At 60.2% G+C, this 15,042-nt stretch carries 14 protein-coding genes and 3 pseudogenes; 15 read left to right on the forward strand and 2 right to left on the reverse strand.

Annotated features, from left to right (window positions below):
* Positions 1–283 precede the first annotated feature (283 nt).
* The 13 genes and pseudogenes from AO277_RS28620 (at position 284) to AO277_RS21815 (ending at position 11,470) form a co-directional block, all read left to right on the forward strand.
* Entirely contained in the window at positions 284–511 is a 228-nt protein-coding gene (locus tag AO277_RS28620; RefSeq protein ID WP_010214293.1) for a hypothetical protein, read from the forward strand.
* 83 nt (positions 512–594) lie between these two features.
* On the forward strand, positions 595–2,319 hold the full coding sequence (gene gspE, locus AO277_RS21760) for a type II secretion system ATPase GspE (protein WP_004665672.1): 1,725 nt from the start codon (positions 595–597) through the stop codon (positions 2,317–2,319).
* On the forward strand, positions 2,316–3,518 hold the full coding sequence (gspF, locus tag AO277_RS21765) for a type II secretion system inner membrane protein GspF (protein ID WP_010214294.1): 1,203 nt from the start codon (positions 2,316–2,318) through the stop codon (positions 3,516–3,518). Before gspE ends, gspF begins: the two co-directional genes overlap by 4 nt.
* Positions 3,519–3,543: 25 nt before the next feature.
* The gene (gspG, locus tag AO277_RS21770) at positions 3,544–3,975 is read left to right on the forward strand and encodes a type II secretion system major pseudopilin GspG (RefSeq protein ID WP_080899161.1); all 432 of its coding nucleotides are present in this window, start codon (positions 3,544–3,546) and stop codon (positions 3,973–3,975) included.
* An 8-nt stretch (positions 3,976–3,983) separates the two neighbouring features.
* Entirely contained in the window at positions 3,984–4,418 is a 435-nt protein-coding gene (locus tag AO277_RS21775) for a prepilin-type N-terminal cleavage/methylation domain-containing protein (RefSeq protein WP_002553962.1), read from the forward strand.
* On the forward strand, positions 4,418–4,789 hold the full coding sequence (locus AO277_RS21780; RefSeq protein ID WP_002553961.1) for a type II secretion system protein: 372 nt from the start codon (positions 4,418–4,420) through the stop codon (positions 4,787–4,789). Before AO277_RS21775 ends, AO277_RS21780 begins: the two co-directional genes overlap by 1 nt.
* Entirely contained in the window at positions 4,786–5,418 is a 633-nt protein-coding gene (locus tag AO277_RS21785; RefSeq protein ID WP_002553960.1) for a type II secretion system protein GspJ, read from the forward strand. Before AO277_RS21780 ends, AO277_RS21785 begins: the two co-directional genes overlap by 4 nt.
* Positions 5,415–6,149, forward strand: coding sequence for a general secretion pathway protein GspK (locus tag AO277_RS21790; protein ID WP_044317698.1), 735 nt, complete (start codon positions 5,415–5,417; stop codon positions 6,147–6,149). The genes AO277_RS21785 and AO277_RS21790 overlap by 4 nt, the downstream gene beginning before the upstream one ends.
* Positions 6,146–7,243: a type II secretion system protein GspL gene (locus AO277_RS21795; RefSeq protein WP_044317699.1), complete on the forward strand. Its 1,098-nt coding sequence runs from the start codon at positions 6,146–6,148 to the stop codon at positions 7,241–7,243. The genes AO277_RS21790 and AO277_RS21795 overlap by 4 nt, the downstream gene beginning before the upstream one ends.
* Positions 7,218–7,821 (forward strand): annotated as a pseudogene (gspM, locus tag AO277_RS21800) (type II secretion system protein GspM). The gene AO277_RS21795 and the pseudogene gspM overlap by 26 nt, the downstream one beginning before the upstream one ends.
* Positions 7,818–8,348, forward strand: a complete 531-nt coding sequence (locus AO277_RS21805) for a type II secretion system protein, XpsN-like (protein ID WP_044317700.1) — start codon at positions 7,818–7,820, stop codon at positions 8,346–8,348. Before gspM ends, AO277_RS21805 begins: the two are co-directional and overlap by 4 nt.
* Entirely contained in the window at positions 8,348–10,675 is a 2,328-nt protein-coding gene (gspD, locus tag AO277_RS21810) for a type II secretion system secretin GspD (protein ID WP_044317701.1), read from the forward strand. Before AO277_RS21805 ends, gspD begins: the two co-directional genes overlap by 1 nt.
* A gap of 75 nt (positions 10,676–10,750) precedes the next feature.
* A pseudogene (locus AO277_RS21815) lies at positions 10,751–11,470 on the forward strand (alpha/beta hydrolase).
* Positions 11,471–11,521: 51 nt separating this feature from the next.
* On the opposite strand, the gene AO277_RS21820 reads toward AO277_RS21815, so the two are convergent.
* Together AO277_RS21820 and AO277_RS21825 are read right to left on the reverse strand one after the other, a co-directional pair.
* Complete coding sequence (locus AO277_RS21820; protein ID WP_002553954.1) at positions 11,522–12,268, reverse strand: hypothetical protein; 747 nt, start codon at positions 12,266–12,268, stop codon at positions 11,522–11,524.
* 227 nt (positions 12,269–12,495) lie between these two features.
* A complete protein-coding gene (locus AO277_RS21825; protein ID WP_002553953.1) occupies positions 12,496–13,692 on the reverse strand; it encodes an MFS transporter in 1,197 nt (398 codons plus the stop codon).
* Positions 13,693–13,946: 254 nt separating this feature from the next.
* On the opposite strand from AO277_RS21825, the gene AO277_RS21830 reads away from it, so the two are divergent.
* A complete protein-coding gene (locus tag AO277_RS21830) occupies positions 13,947–14,678 on the forward strand; it encodes a GntR family transcriptional regulator (RefSeq protein WP_044317702.1) in 732 nt (243 codons plus the stop codon).
* A 50-nt stretch (positions 14,679–14,728) separates the two neighbouring features.
* A pseudogene (locus AO277_RS21835) lies at positions 14,729–14,968 on the forward strand (MFS transporter); the annotation flags it as partial.
* Between the last annotated feature and the right edge of the window lie 74 nt (positions 14,969–15,042).

The following is a 15,042-nucleotide window of genomic DNA, read 5'->3' on the forward strand; positions in this document are numbered from 1 at the left end:
ATTGCTATCGCATGATGGCACTTTGAATCTCAAAACCGTTACAATTAACCCTAAAACAAGGCATAAATGTCAAATAAAAGCATATTTTTCTTTCATTTCGTATTTTTTCTTTACAATTTAGGAACTCTTGTTAAACCTACTGGTCGATTGGTTTAAGATTTTTCAGGACGAAGAAAGACAGCTCGCAAGTTGCGATGCGTGCTGTACGCTATTTCTTGCCCGGTCTTTATCCGATTTCTGCCTTTTGCAGAATTCACTTCTTTTTTCTATGGAGTTAACTACGATGAAATTCTCTGTAATCAGTGCGGGCGTTGTTCTGGGTCTGGCCCTTAGTGGTGCAGTAGTTGCCGCTGAAGCGACCGATGACGATGCAACATCCGGTGCAAGCGATTCGACGGTCATGACTCAGACCCAGGACGCCAAGGCAGCGCAGAAGGCGCAAAAGCAGAAGACCGAGACGACAAAAGGTGGTCGTCCACAGAACGCAACTCCTCAAAAGCAGTCAAATTGATCGTTTGAAGCCTTTGAGCACAGCACTTTCCAGTCGGAGAGTGCTGTAACATGTCCCTCCGAAGTAGCAAAATGCCCTCATTCATGCCGCCAGTTCCCGTCGATGTTTCCCGCCTCCTCATTCCGGATGCCGCGCAGGTTTGCGCCTGGCTGACCGAGCACGCGGGTCTGAAAATGGCCGATCTGGAGCGGGCGCAACGTTTGCAGCAAGAGTCTGAAGGCACCGAGCTGCTCGGGCTGTTGACTCGTCTGGGTCTGGTTTCCGAATTTGAACTGGCCCGCGCATGGGCAGCCCTGTTGCAGGCACCGCTGCTACTTGCTGACGCTGTGCCGCCGCTGCTCGACCCCTTGCCGCCTTTGACCGAGCGCTTCATGCGCCACTATCAAGTCGTGCCCGTAGGCTGGAGCGATCAAGGGCTGCAAGTGCTCAGCGCCAACCCCGGTACGTTGTACCCGTTCCAGGCCATCGCTTATGCCTGCGAAGTGCCGGTGCGGCTGTCCATCGGGCCGCGCAATGAAGTCGAAACCCTTATTGAGCGTTATTACGGACAGGGCCGCTCGGCAATGGGCACCCTGATCGAGAACCTGGATGAGGAGGGCGGCTCGCTGGAAGACATCGAGCACCTCAAGGATCTGGCCTCCGAAGCGCCGGTCATTCGTCTGGTCAACCTGATTCTGCAACGCGCGGTCGAACAGCGTGCGTCGGACATTCATATCGAGCCGTTCGAGAGCCAGTTAAAAGTGCGCTATCGCATCGACGGCGTGTTGCATGAGGCCGAAGCGCCACCGTCCAGTTCTTCGGCGGCGGTTATTTCCCGGGTGAAGATCATGGCGCGGCTGGACATCGCCGAGCGTCGTCTGCCGCAGGATGGCCGGATCATGCTGCGCATCCAGGGCAAGGAGCTGGACCTGCGGGTGTCTACGGTGCCCACCAGCTTCGGCGAATCGGTGGTCATGCGTTTGCTGGACCGGCAGACCATCAATTTCGATTTCCCCAGCCTGGGTTTCGACGGCGAGCGGCTGGATGAATTTCTCGACGTGCTGGAGCGTCCGCACGGCATTCTGCTGGTCACCGGGCCGACCGGCTCCGGCAAGACCACCACTCTTTATACTGCGCTCTCACGGCTCAATACCGCCGAGCGCAAGATCATCACCGTCGAAGACCCGGTCGAGTATCAGCTCGAGGGCATCAATCAGATTCAGGTCAAGCCTTCCATCGGCCTGGACTTCGCCGGGGCACTGCGCTCCATCGTGCGTCAGGACCCGGATGTCATCATGATCGGTGAGATGCGTGACCTGGAAACCTGCCGTATCGCCATTCAGTCCTCGTTGACCGGTCACCTGGTGCTCTCGACGCTGCACACCAACAGCGCGGCGGCGAGTATTACCCGTCTGCTGGACATGGGCGTCGAAAGCTACCTGATCGCCTCGACGGTCAATGGCATTCTGGCTCAGCGTCTGGTCCGCCGTCTTGATCCGGCAACGCGTGAAGCCTTCGATGCGCCGCCGGAGTTGATTGCCGAGCACGGGCTGGAGCGCTTCACTGACGAGCGCCCGATTCGCCTGTATCGCCCGCGTGCCGATGCACCTGGCGGCGGTTACCGGGGGCGCAGTGCAATCACCGAGTTGCTGGTTATGAACGAAGAGCTGCGCAGTCTGTTGATGCGCCACGCCGATGCGTCGACTCTGGAAGAAGCTGCCCGACGCGGCGGGTTGCGCACGCTGCATGAAGAGGGCCTGCGCCAGGCCGTGGCGGGGGTGACCTCGCTGGAGGAAGTGCTGCGCGTCACCCGAGGTGAAGGCACATGAGCCTGTTCAAGTACCGCGCACTGGATGCTCAAGGTGCGCCGCAGAACGGCACGCTGGAAGCCCGCGACCAGGATGCTGCAATCGCCGCGCTGCAAAAACGTGGCCTGATGGTCTTGCAGATTGACGCGGCCGGTATGGGCGGGTTGCGCCGCGCACTGGGCAGCGGCTTGCTCAATGGGGCAGCGCTGGTCAGTTTCACGCAGCAGCTCGCAACGTTGCTCGGTGCCGGACAGCCGTTGGAACGATCTCTTGGAATTCTGCTCAAACAGCCTGGACAACCGCAGACCAAGGCATTGATCGAGCGCATCCGCGAACAGGTCAAGGCCGGCAAGCCGTTGTCCGTTGCGCTGGAAGAAGAGGGCACACAGTTTTCGCCACTTTATATAAGCATGGTCCGCGCCGGTGAAGCCGGGGGCGCGCTGGAAAGCACGCTGCGTCAATTGAGTGATTACCTTGAACGTAGCCAGCTGCTGCGTGGCGAGGTCATCAACGCGCTGATCTATCCGGCCTTTCTGGTGATCGGCGTACTGGGCTCGCTGGCCCTGTTGCTGGCCTATGTAGTGCCGCAATTCGTACCGATCTTCAAGGATCTCGGCGTGCCGATTCCGTTGATCACCGAGGTCATTCTCAACCTCGGACAATTTTTGAGCAACTACGGCCTGGCTGTTCTGGCGAGCCTGATCGCGCTGATCTGGGGCATGGCCATTCGCATGCGCGACCCACAGCGCCGTGAACGCCGCGACCGCCGCATACTCGGCATTCGGGTAATCGGTCCCTTGCTGCAACGCATCGAGGCAGCGCGTCTGACTCGAACGCTTGGCACGCTGTTGACCAATGGAGTGGCGTTGTTGCAGGCGCTGGTGATCGCTCGCCAGGTCTGCACCAACCGCGCCTTGCAGGCGCAGGTGGAGCAGGCTGCCGAGTCGGTGAAGGGCGGCGGCACGCTGGCCAGTGCGTTCGGCGCGCAACCGCTGCTGCCGGATCTGGCGCTGCAAATGATCGAGGTCGGCGAACAGGCGGGCGAACTGGACACCATGCTGATGAAGGTCGCCGATGTGTTCGACGTCGAGGCCAAGCGCGGTATCGACCGCATGCTCGCCGCGCTCGTACCGGCGCTGACGGTGGTGATGGCGGGCATGGTCGCGGTGATCATGCTGGCGATCATGCTGCCGCTGATGAGCCTGACCAGCAATATCTGAATCCATGAAAGAGGAAACCACTCCGATGACTTTTAGCCGCACACGCTTCAAACCCGCACGCCGACAGGGCGGTTTCACTTTGCTGGAAATGCTCGCGGTTATCGTATTGCTGGGCATTGTTGCGACCATCGTCGTGCGCCAGGTAGGTGGCAACGTCGACAAGGGCAAATACGGCGCAGGCAAGGCTCAGTTGGCCAGCCTGGGCATGAAGATCGAAAGCTATGCGCTGGACGTCGGTTCGCCACCCAAGACTTTGCAGCAACTGACCGAGAGACCGGGCAACGCCTCGAACTGGAATGGCCCTTACGCCAAGCCTTCGGACCTTAAAGACCCGTTCGGCCACGCGTTCGGCTACCGCTTCCCGGGCCAGCACGGCAGTTTCGACCTGATTTTCTCCGGCCAGGACGGTCAGCCGGGCGGCGAAGGGTACAGCGCCGACCTGGGCAACTGGGAGTAACGTTCAGCATGAGAACGCCTGTCGCAAGCCGGGGTTTTACCCTCATGGAAATGCTGGTAGTGCTGGTGTTGATGAGCATTGCCGTCGGTCTGGTGGGGTTCGGTCTGCAACAGGGTTTGAGTACCGCCAGTGAGCGACGCGCGGTCGGCGACATGGTCGAGGCGCTTAGGGCAACCAGAGTGCGTGCGATTGTCACCGGTCAGCCTGCACGCACTGAGTTCAATCTGCGCAAGGCGACTTTCAAGGCGCCCGGCAAGCGTGAGGTGCACTGGCCTGAAAATCTGCATGTGACCATGCAGACCGCGTCGGATCTCGGCTCGTCCGTGGAGTTCTACCCGGATGGCGGCTCCAGTGGCGGCAACGTGGTTGTCGCCGACGGCGACCGGCGCTGGCGTATTGATATTGGCTGGCTGACCGGTAGCGTTCAGGTACGGTCGCTTTAATGAAAACATCGCAGTCGGGGTTCACCCTGCTGGAGATGCTTGCTGCATTGACCGTTATGGCAGTGTGCAGCGGCGTTCTGCTGGTTGCATTCGGGCAGAGCGCTCGCTCTCTGCAACAGGTGTCGCGCAGTGACCGGATCAGCCATGCAGCACGCACGATTATGGATCAGGAAAGTGCCGGCCCGCTGGAAAACGGTACGCGTCAGGGAACACTCGCAGGCATCGACTGGACCCTGGATATCCGTCAACTGTCGGGTGCCAATGGTGAGGCACGGATGTTTCGCCTCGACCTGATGCTCAGCGAGCACCAGCGCAAAGCGCAGTTCAGTACGCTTAAACTGCGCGGCGCTGTCAGCGGGGCCGGATCATGACCCGTACCCAACGTGGTTTCACGCTGCTGGAAGTACTGTTGGTGATCAGTCTGTTGGGCGTGCTGTTGGTGTTGGTTGCGGGGGCGCTGCTGGGTGCCAACCGTGCGGTGCTCAAGGCCGAACGTTACACCGTGAACCTGGACGAAGTCCGCGCCGCGCAGGCGTTTCTGCGTAGCTCGATTGGTCAGGCCCTGCCGCTGGATACGTCTGCCGAAGACGACGTCAACAGCGGTTTTTTTGAAGGCTCGGCGCAGCAGTTGCGCTTTGTCGCCACGCTGCCCGGTGAGCTGGGCGGTGGCATACAGGTGCACAGCCTGGAACTTGGAGGGCCGCAAGGCCATCGGTCTTTGCAAGTGTCTTTTGCTCAGGTCCAGTCTGGTGCAAACGGCATTGCCCTGAAACCTTGGGGTGAGCCTCAGGTGTTGTTGCAAAACGTCGAGTCACTGACGTTCAGTTATCGCGGGCTGACCCCCAAGGGCAAGCCGACAGGCTGGATGGCCGAATGGCCCTGGCCGAATCGTTTGCCCGGTGCTGTAAGGATCGACCTGAAGACCAGCGGGGCGGTGAAGTGGGTCCCCGAAGTAGTCGCTTTGCGTCTGGACCTGTCCGGTGGGGCGGGCGGCGAATGAATATAGCCAATCGACAGCAGCGTGGTGTTGCGCTGCTGGTGGTGCTTTGGGTGCTCGCGCTGTTGAGCCTGCTGCTTGGCGGGCTGGCCGGGTGGGTGCAACTGGAAAGCCGACAGGCACTCTGGTTGCGCCAGAACACTCAGGCGCTGATGGCCGCCGAAGCTGGCATGAATATGGCTGTGCAGGGTTTGCTTGATCCTGCGCAGCGCAAACGCTGGATTGCCGATGGGCGTCTGGTGTCGTTGCGGATGGATGATACGCAATTGCTCGTCAGCATCAGGAGCGAGCGCGGCAAGCTGGACCTCAACAGCGCGCCGGTGGCGGATATATCGCGGCTGTTGCAGGCCTGCGGCGCAGCTAAGAATCAGGCCAGCGGTATTGCCCAGGTGCTGGAAGAGCAGCGCAACGGCGGTCAGTCACCGTTGCGGGTGGTTGAGGAAGTACGCCAGTTGCAGGGCATGAGTCAGGCGCTTTATGCCCGGCTGTTGCCGGAAATAACATTATGGAGCGGCCTGGATCGGCCCGACCCGGCATTCGCTTCGGCGTTGCTGCGACGGGCCTTGAACCTTCCGAACCAGAGCGCGGTCGGGGCCGATCCAGGTGAAGTGCTGGCCATCGACAGCCGCGCAGAACGACCGGGCGGTGTGACTGCCCTGTTACAAACCACTGTTTTATTGAGCCCATCGGAGGGAGGCGCACAGCCCTACAGGGTGTTGCGTTGGCAAGAATGAATTCATCAGTTTCTGCACGTCTGGCGCCTGTCTACGCGTTACGCGAACAGGTCGCCCGGCAGTGGCGTGGCAGTCCGGCGCAACACGGTTGGCAATGGTGGGTCGCGGAGCTTCGCGCCTGCCTGCCGCCGCGTGTGCGTCGCTGGCTGGGCCGCGAGACCCTGGAGCAGGCGCACTTCTGGCCGCTGGTCGAGCCGCTGCCCGATGCATCGCCTCAGGCACGACGTGTGCTGTTGCTGCCAGCGTCGGCGGTGCTGGTGCAGCCCCTGCAACTGCCAGCTGCCGCGGCGCGCAATCTGTCGACTGTCGTCGGTTACGAGCTGGACCGCTTCACCCCGTTCGACGCTGGCCAGTTGTATTTTGTGGCCCGTCAGGACAGTCGCAGCGCCAGCTTTGTGCAGGTCACACTGGTGGCGATATTGCGCGAGCGGCTGGACGCGATACTCAGTGAGTGCGCCGAGCGCGGTTTGCGTCCCGATGCGGTAGATGTCGTCACTGACATAGGGACTGCCGCCATGGGTACTGGCGGGCAGCGTATGGGCATCGACCTGTTGCCGATGCCACTGCGCCCGCAGCAATCGCACTCCGGTCATCGTTTGCAGCGCTGGCTGCTCTGGCTGTGTGCCGGTTTGCTGCTGAGCGCCATGCTGTTGTGGCTGAATGACCGGCAGAGTCTGCTCGATGACATGCAGGCCAGTGTCCAGGCGCAGAAGGCCCAGGTGGGTGAGATTCAACAGCTGCGTCAGCAGTTGACCAACACGCTGGGCGCAGCCAATTACCTGATCCGCCGCAAGGCTGCGCAACCGCCGCTGTCGGCGCTGCTCAGTGAATTGACCGCTTGCCTGCCTTCGGACACCTGGATCGAGCATCTGGAAATCAGTGACAGCGCCGAAGTTGCGTTTTCCGGGCAAAGCGCCAAGGCCAGTGCCCTGATCGGCCGCGTCAAGGATTGTCACAGTCTGGACAACGCGCAGTTTCAGGGCGTGATCCAGCCCGACACCAAGACCGGCAAGGATCAGTATTCACTGCGTGCGCATTTGCACCAGAACCAGCATCAGGAGAACGCCGATGCGCCGTCCACTGACAAGCCGTGAGCGGCGGGGCGCGGCCCTGATGATTCTTGCCTTGGTGCTGTGCCTGGCTTATTGGCTGTTGATCGACAGTTGGTTCGCCGGACCCTTGCGCGACATCAGCGAGCAGACCGACCAGTTGCGCGAACAGCAGCAGCGTTACGCCGGCCTTCTGCAGCAGGGCGACTCATTGCGTGAGCAATTGGAACAGGCCCGTAGTGACCCGGCCAGCAGCACCAGTCTGTTGCCCGGCGAAGACCCGAGTGCTGTGGCGGCGGATCTGATGCAGCGCATTGCCGACCTGATCAGCAGCCAGGCAAGCACTGGCGGCGGCTGCGAGTTGACCCAGCGTATGCCGATCACGCCAGAGCAGGACAGCGCCGAGCCGTATCGGCAGGGCAANGACCCTGAACTGCGCCATCGAACCGCTGACGGCCATTCTGCATGCGCTGGAGTACCAGCGCCCGTTTCTGTTCATTGACGAGATGAGTATGCGTCGCGATGCCAATGCTCCGGCCAGCGGTGCCGCCGGCAAACTGGTGGTGCACCTGCTGGTGCGCGGCTACCTGCAACCGGCCAGCGCCGGGGAGGGTGAGCAATGATCGGTTCCTTACGCCCGCTGGAGTGGTCGCTACTGGCTCTGGCCGCGCTGCTGGCGGGGCTGATCGCCCTGATTTTCAGTGGCGCTGCACACTCGCCCGACTGGCTGCCGGAGCAGGCACCGCGCCACCCGATCGATCAGAAGGCGCAGACCCACAATGCGCCGTCGGCGACGCTGGACAGCCTGGCCAATACCTGGAAAACCCCCCTGTTCAGTCCTGACCGCAGCCCGGACGTGGCGGTTCGCAAAGCCGACGCGCAGGCCACCAGCCTGGCCGGCCTGACCCTGACCGGGGTGATCATGGACGGCTCGCTGCGTGTTGCACTGATCAAACAAGCCAGCGGTCCAGCGTTGAAGATCCGTCAGGGCGATCGCCTGCCCAACGGCTGGACGCTGGACCGTCTGGAGCCTACCCAGGCCACCTTTCAACTCGATGGCCGTACGCAAATGCTACGCCTGCCCGCGTTGCGTCTGCCGCCGCCGTCGAGTACACCGCCTATTACCTTAACCAACGATTCCACCCTGTGATGGGTACCTTTTCTGGAGTTTCTGCCATCGCTACCTTGCGCACACCCTTGCTTTGCCTGGCTACCGCCGTCGCCCTAGGCGGCTGCGCGTCAAAGCCCGACACTCTCGATCCCGACAATGGCATGCTGCAGGAAGCGCTCCAGGGAACCGGTTCACAACGCCCGCCGGTAGACCCGCGCAGCGAACGACCGCCAGTCGAGCCACCTTCACAGCAACCGGCGAGCTCGCCGCAGCGCCAGATCATCAAGGGCAACCAGCGTTTCATCCGCCAGCCCGCTGCTGCTCCGGCGGCGCGTCCGGCCGAAACCGGCGACATCGTCTTCAATTTCACCAATCAGCCGATTCAGGCGGTGATCAACAGCATCATGGGTGATCTGCTGCACGAGAATTACAGCATTGCCCAAGGTGTAAAGGGCGATGTCAGCTTCTCGACCTCCAAGCCGGTCAACAAGCAGCAAGCGTTGTCAATTCTTGAAACGTTGCTGTCCTGGACCGACAACGCCATGATCAAACAGGGCAATCGCTATGTGATCCTGCCCTCGAATCAGGCCGTTGCCGGCAAGCTGGTGCCGGAAATGCCGGTGGCGCAACCGTCGGCGGGCATGTCGGCGCGGTTGTTTCCGTTGCGTTATATCTCGGCGACCGAAATGCAGAAGCTGCTCAAGCCGTTCGCCCGGGAAAACGCGTTCCTGCTGGTTGATCCGGCGCGCAATGTACTGAGCCTGGCGGGTACGCCCGAAGAGCTGTCCAACTATCAGGACACCATCGACACGTTCGATGTGGACTGGCTCAAGGGCATGTCGGTCGGCGTATTCGGTCTGCAACGTGCCTCGGTCGGTGAACTGATGCCTGAGTTGCAGAAAATGTTCGGTCCGGAGAGCGGCATGCCGCTGGCGGGCATGGTGCGTTTCCTGCCGATCGAGCGGACCAATTCGGTGGTGGCGATTTCCTCGCAGCCTGAATACCTGCGCGAAGTCGGCGAGTGGATTCATACCATCGATGAAGGCGGCGGTAACGAGCCGCAGATGTACGTGTACGACGTGCGCAACATGAAAGCTACCGATCTGGCCAAATACCTGCGGCAGATCTACGGGTCGGGTGCCATCAAGGAAGACTCGGCAGCCAAGGTTGCGCCGGGGCTGCGCACCACCACCTTGTCATCGCTTAACTCCAATGGCGGCAGCGGTGTTGGCGGCATGAGCAGTTCCAACGGGCTGGGCAGCAACGGCGGTGGCATGAGTAATGGCGGCGGCTTTGGCAACAGCCAGGGCATGAACAACAGCCAGAACAGTGGCGACAGTGAATCCGAGAGCGACGATCAGAGCGGCGGTGAATCGGATTCGGCCAGCCAGGAAGGTGGAGGCGCGAACGGCAACAGCAAGTCGCTGGACGCCAGCACGCGCATCACTGCGCAGAAGAGCAGCAACCAGTTGCTGGTACGCACCCGTCCGGCGCAGTGGAAGGAAATCGAGTCGGCGATCAAGCGCCTCGACAATCCGCCGCTACAAGTACAAATCGAGACGCGCATTCTGGAAGTCTCGCTGACTGGCGAGCTGGACATGGGCGTGCAGTGGTATCTGGGACGCTTGGCGGGCAACTCGGGTACAACCGGCAACGTTACCAACACTGCGGGCAGTCAGGGTGCGATTGGTACCGGCGGGGCTGCGCTTGCTTCTACTGACGCGTTCTTCTACTCCTTTGTCAGCAACAACTTGCAGGTCGCCTTACGTGCGCTGGAAACCAATGGTCGAACCCAGGTCCTGTCGGCACCATCGCTGGTGGTGATGAACAACCAGCAGGCGCAGATTCAGGTCGGTGACAACATCCCGATCAGCCAGACTTCGATCAACACTAACACCTCCACCAACACCACATTGAGCAGCGTCGAATATGTGCAGACCGGTGTGATTCTCGACGTCGTGCCGCGCATCAATCCGGGCGGACTGGTGTACATGGACATTCAGCAGCAGGTCAGTAGCGCCGACACCAATTCCACTAACAACGACGCCAACGGCAATCCGCGTATCTCCACGCGCTCGGTCGCTACGCAGGTGGCCGCGCAGAGTGGCCAGACAGTGCTGCTGGGCGGTTTGATCAAGCAGGATAACGCCGAGACGGTCAACGCTGTGCCGTATCTGGGACGCATTCCGGGCTTGAGGTGGCTGTTCGGCAGTACCAGGAAGTCCAAGGGTCGTACCGAGCTGATCGTGCTGATCACGCCGCGAGTCATCACCAGCAGTAGCCAGGCACGTCAGGTGACGGATGACTACCGTCAGCAGATGCAGTTGATCAAGCCGGAAGTTTCGCGGACCAGCATGCAGAACTGAGGCTGTGTCAGTTTCTGCTTCCGAGCCCACTCACGACGCTGCTTGCTGGCAGCGTCAAACGGAGGTCATGAACCGATGCTGAAATTTTTCACTGCCTTGCTGTTTGCCGTTGCCGGCATGGCGCAGGCGCAGGACACCCTGCACACTGATCTGCCGCTGGATTACCTGGCACAGGTCAACGTCGAAACCCCGAACCGGCCGCTGGTGATCTTCATTCATGGCTACGGCAGTAATGCGGCTGACTTGTTCGGGCTCAAGGAGCATCTTCCGGCCGATTACAACTACCTGTCGGTGCAGGCTCCAGTGGAGTTGCGCGCTGACAGTTACAAGTGGTTCACCCAAAAACCAGGCGTGCCTGACTACGATGGCGTGACCGAAGACCTCAAGAGCAGCGGCAAGCAGTTGAGTGCATTCATCACCCAGGCCACCGGCAAGTTCCACACGCAGCCGGGCAAGGTGTTTCTGGTCGGGTTCAGCCAGGGCGCGATGATGAGCTACGAAGTCGCCCTGCGTCAGCCCAAGCTGGTAGGGGGGATTGCGGCGTTGAGCGGGCGGTTGTTGCCGGTGGTGCAGTCCTAGCTCAAAGCCTCTGATGACCTCAAGCGCCTGAACGTCTTCATCGGTCACGGGGTACAGGATCGCCAGGTGGCCTACGCCAGCGGCCCGCAAGCCGAAGCCACGCTGAAGTCGCTTGGCCTGTCACCGCAATTTCATGGGTATGAAGGGCTGGGGCACAGCATCAACGAAACCGAAGTCATTGACCTGGCTAACTGGCTGCAGCAGTCAGTCCGGTAGCGAATACGTGCGTCGTCATACTCAAGACGACGCACCCTCTATGTTTGCTACTTAATTGACCTTGACCTCGTTGAACTTGAGCACGTTGTCCTTGTTCTCGCGATCACGGAAGGTCAGCTTCAAAGCAGGTGACTGCTTGACCCGGCCCTTGGCCGCTTCAAAGATCAGCGTCACGCGGGTAGGGACGTTACGGATCAACTGGAAGCTGTCCCAGCGGTCGTATTTCGCATCGCCGACACGCAGTTGCGAAAGGCCCAGAGCGCCGCCTGTTTCTTCGAACAGGCTGATCGGGTTCAGAAAACGGAAGTCGCGGTCTGTACTTTTGTTGGTCAGCTCCAACATGCAGGTAGGCGACTGGCCATTCTGATCACAACCCAGCAACTCCATACTCACGTTGTCGACCGTCTCGGAGCGTTTGCCGAACAGGTTGGCGCTTTCATTCTCGGTGAACAGTGTTTGACCGCGGGCGAAATCGACCGAAGGTTTAGCGTATTCGCCGCCCAGTTTGAAGAACACCGCGCAGAGAAACAGTGATAGCGCTAGCCAGACACTGAGTTTGAGAATTGAGGGAAGCTTTCTGGCCAGGAAGGCGATACAAAACCCGCTTATCACCATACCTGTGCCGACGATGATGACCAGTGTCTTCCAGTTGATGAAGTCAATACTGAGGCCAAGAACGGCCGGGTCCGGGAAAAGGTAGGTGAAGATGCTCCAGATAACTCCAATCATGCCGCTGACGCCGATCGATATCCTGGCGAAAATCGCGGAAATTTTGCTTGTTCGTAGTGCTGCGTCCATTGCTGTTTTGCCTTGTTCGGGTTGCGCAAGTGCGTACCGATGCGCTTGAAAAGCAGTATCGGCGGATTCGGGGCCTTGGGATGAGGCGTCTGTACAATCCGTGTTCAATCGCGCAGATCCAGAGGTGCCGGATACGCGGGCCTTGAGGTGCGAGAGAGAGCCAGAAGGGCGATGGGCCATGCCATCGCCGCGGTATTATCCTGCAAATCAGTTACAAAGTGCAGCGTTTACGCATTCTGTCCGGATCGATCCCTGAGCAGCGCCAGCAAGGCAGTCAACGGCAGCACCGTGCCTGCGATCAGCACCCAGGTCCAGCCGCCATGATCAAACAACGGGCTGGCCACCGCCGAGCCAATCGCGCCGCCGATGAAAATGCTGGTCATGTACAGGGCGTTGAGCCGGCTGCGGCTGGCGGCATCCAGTGCATAGACGGTTCGCTGGCCCAACACCATGCTGGTCTGCACGCAGAAATCCAGCACCACGCCCGTTACCGCAAGGCCTATCACGCTGTAGGCAGGATGAATAAGGCCCGGAAGAAAGCTCAGTGCACCGAACAGAAGTGCGCCCAAAGAGGCGATGCGGGTGTAACCGGCGTCTGCCAGGCGTCCGCTGATGGGTGCCGCAATGGCACCGATTGCGCCGATCAGGGCAAAGATCGCGATCTGGCTTTGCGACAGCCCGTGATTGCGTGACAGCTCCAGGGGTACGGCGGTCCAGAACAGACTGAAGGTCGCGAACATACATGCCTGATAAAAAGCCCGCTGGCGCAGCACCGGCTGGGTGCGCAAAAGCGTCCAGAGCGAGAACAGCAACTGGCCGTAGGATGCACGATGATCCGGAACGCGTTTGGGCATGGTGGTTGCCAGCACCACACTGATACCGATCATCACCACGGCCGCTGCCCCGAACACTGCGCGCCAGCCGAAATGGTCGGCCACCAGACTGGCAATCGGCCGCGCCAGCAGAATCCCCAGCAACAGCCCGCCCATGATTCCGCCCACCACTCTGCCGCGGGATTCTTCCGGTGCCAGATGCGCCGCCAGCGGGATCAGCATCTGCACCGACACCGAACTGAAACCCACCAGCAGCGACACCAGCAGAAACAGATTCGGCTGCTCGGCAAACGCAGCTCCCAGCAGGCTGAGCACCGCAACCGCAGTGGTGATCAGCATCAGCCTGCGGTTCTCCAGCAGATCCCCCAGTGGAACCAGAAAGAACAAGCCCAGCGCATAACCGATCTGCGTTAACGAAACGATCAGACTCGCCGCCGTACTCGACAGCCCGATGTCCGGGGCAATCAGCTCGATGATCGGCTGCGCATAGTAGATGTTGGCGACAATCGCGCCGCAGCAGAAGGCAAACAGCATGACCATGGCCGGGGTCATGCTCACGGCTTTGTGCGCCGCGTGGGACGAGTGGGGCATGAAGATTCTCGCTTGAGCGTATACCTGACAGGCACGCGAGGCGCATCTGCCAGGCGGGTTTTTGACTGATGGCAAGCAGGCTAACGGTTTTGTCGGGTATTAAGTAGGTGCGGCGAGTTGATACAGGATATTTCCAGGAATGATGATGACAAGTTACATAAGCCTGTACGGGCGTCTGCCCCTATTGACGTCCGCTAACTACGGATGAATACTCGCGTCCGAATATTCATATATATGAATGGATAACTACAACAATGAACAAGCTCTCCAGCGACGAACGCCTTCCGCTTTATCAACGCCTGCGCGACAGTCTGGCCGAACAGATTGCCAATAATCGTTGGCGTCCGGGTGAAGCCATTCCTACTGAAGCGGCGCTGTCCGCTGAGTATTGCCTGTCCACCGGCACCGTGCGCAAGGCCATTGATCTGCTGGTCAGCGACAACGTTCTGGAGCGCCAGCAGGGGCGTGGCACGTTTATTCGGCGTGCCAGGTTTCAGTCGTCGCTGTTTCGTTTCTTCCGTTTTCAGACCGAAGCGGGCGAGCGCCGTGTACCGGAAAGCCGGATTTTATCAATAGAGCCTGTGGCTGCGCCTTCAGCGGTCAGTCAGGCGCTGGGTCTGGTGGCCAATGCGCCGGTCATTCGGATGATCCGGCTGCGCTTGCTGGATGGTCAGCCGGTGCTGGCTGAAGAAATCTGGCTGCCTCGGATCCGCTTCCAGGCGTTGCTGGATATGGATCTCGATACTCAGGGGCCGTTGCTTTATCCGATCTATGAAGAGGTTTGCGGTCAGGTTGTGGCTTATGCGCAAGAGAGCCTGACGGCTGAAGCGGTCAACGAGGTGTACGGCCGGTTGCTGCAGGTTTCGGCCGGCAGCCCGGTAGTGGTCATTGAACGACTGGCGCGTAATTACGCCGGTGAACCTCTGGAGTGGCGACGTTCACGAGGGCACGCCAGCCATTTCCGCTACAGCGTGGAAATTCGCTGAGCGCACTGCAATCACCCCGACTCATTCAACGCTCATAAGGATAGGAAGCCATGTTCAACTGGTATCGCGAAGTCACTCCCAAGGAGCGCAAGACCTTCTGGGCCTGTTTCGGCGGCTGGTCGCTGGACGCTCTGGAAGTGCAGATGTTCGGTCTGGCCATCCCGGCCTTGATTGCCGCCTTTGCCCTGACCAAAGGCGACGCAGGGCTTATCAGCGCCGTGATGTTGGTGACGTCGGCACTAGGTGGCTGGGTCGGCGGAACGTTGTCGGATCGCTATGGCCGGGTTCGCAGGGAGTATCAGTTTTTTTGTGTTCGGGCTGGTTAGGGCCTGCCGTCAGGCAGGCCCTTGTTTTACCAGCTCGG

Source organism: Pseudomonas amygdali (assembly GCF_002699855.1).
In the GTDB taxonomy this organism is placed as follows: domain Bacteria; phylum Pseudomonadota; class Gammaproteobacteria; order Pseudomonadales; family Pseudomonadaceae; genus Aquipseudomonas; species Aquipseudomonas amygdali.